Source organism: Burkholderia sp. LMG 13014 (assembly GCF_905232215.1).
In the GTDB taxonomy this organism is placed as follows: Bacteria; Pseudomonadota; Gammaproteobacteria; order Burkholderiales; family Burkholderiaceae; genus Burkholderia.
The window spans coordinates 1-1253 of record NZ_CAJNKE010001012.1; the positions used below are offsets into that span (position 1 = coordinate 1).

Genomic DNA, 1253 nt, shown 5'->3' on the forward strand with positions numbered 1-1253 from the left:
TCTGGTAGAGTTCCCGGTTCTGGAAAGTCCCCACAGGAGTACAACCCATGCGATTGCTGCATACGATGCTGCGAGTCGGCGATCTCGACCGCTCGATCAAGTTCTACACCGAGTTGCTCGGCATGAAGGTGCTGCGCCGCGACGACTATCCGGAAGGCAAGTTCACGCTCGCATTCGTCGGCTACGGCGATGAAAGCAACAACACGGTGATCGAACTGACCCACAACTGGGACACGCCGTCCTACGACCTCGGCACGGGTTTCGGCCACCTCGCGCTGGAAGTCGACGATGCCTACGCGGCCTGCGACAAGATCAAGGCGCAAGGCGGCAAGGTCACGCGCGAAGCGGGCCCGATGAAGCACGGCACGACCGTGATCGCGTTCGTCGAGGATCCGGACGGCTACAAGATCGAGTTCATCCAGAAGAAGGCGCACTGAGCGCCGGATGAACCGGGCTGCGGCGCGCGATGTGCGCCGCGGCCGCAAAAAAGGGCGGTGCGGGGTGACCCGCATCGCCCTTTTTCGTTGGCGGCGAAGCCGTGCGCGTCAAAGCGACGGCAGCAACTCGGGCGGGTGATGCTTGAGCGTGTGCCGCGCTTCGCGGAACTCGGGGAAGATCGATTCGACGGTCTGCCAGAAGGCCGGGCTGTGGTTCATCTCGCGCAGGTGCGACAGCTCGTGCGCGACGACATAGTCGATGATCGACATCGGGAAATGGATCAGCCGCCAGTTCAGGCGGATCTTGCCGTCGCTCGAGCAGCTGCCCCAGCGCGTCGCGGCCGACGACAGCGCGTACATCGAATACGTGACGCCGAGCTTCTCAGCATAGACCACGAGGCGTTCCCCGAAGATCCGCTTGGCTTCGCCCTGCAGCCAGCCCTGCACGCGATCCTTGATCTGCTGCATGTCGGCCTGCACGGGCAGCGGCAGCGAGAGCCGCAGCGCATCCGCATCGAACGCGACGGCGCCCGCGCCGAGCGCGATCGTCACCGTCTTGCCGAGATAGGGGAGTTGCGCGCCGTCGCGCCAGTCGATCTGCGGCAGCGCGCGCTGCTCGGTGCGCGTCTTCCACTCTGCGAGCTTCGCGAAGATCCAGCGTTGTTTCTCGGCGATCGCGGCTTCGATGTCGGCGAGCGTGACCCAGCGCGGCGCGGTGATCGACAGCCCGCTGCCGTCGATCGTGAAGCCGATCGTGCGGCGCGCGGAACGCTTCAGGCGGTATTCGAGCACGCGGCTGTCGAGTGCGAACGTCCG

General features: G+C 65.0%; 2 protein-coding genes. One reads left to right on the forward strand and one right to left on the reverse strand.

Annotated elements, in window-relative coordinates; genetic code table 11:
• Nucleotides 1–47: 47 nt before the first annotated feature.
• On the forward strand, nt 48–437 hold the full coding sequence (gloA, locus tag JYJ84_RS36980; protein ID WP_174955567.1) for a lactoylglutathione lyase: 390 nt from the start codon (nt 48–50) through the stop codon (nt 435–437).
• A 108-nt stretch (nt 438–545) separates the two neighbouring features.
• Here gloA and JYJ84_RS36985 read toward each other — a convergent pair.
• Nucleotides 546–1253 (reverse strand): M48 family metallopeptidase (locus JYJ84_RS36985; RefSeq protein WP_205190331.1); only part of this gene is annotated, 708 nt, incomplete at its 5' end.

What these genes read in the sequence shown, in the direction of transcription:
- gloA (WP_174955567.1), top strand. Translation starts at nt 48, where the DNA reads ATGCGATTGCTGCATACGATGCTGCGAGTCGGCGATCTCGACCGCTCG.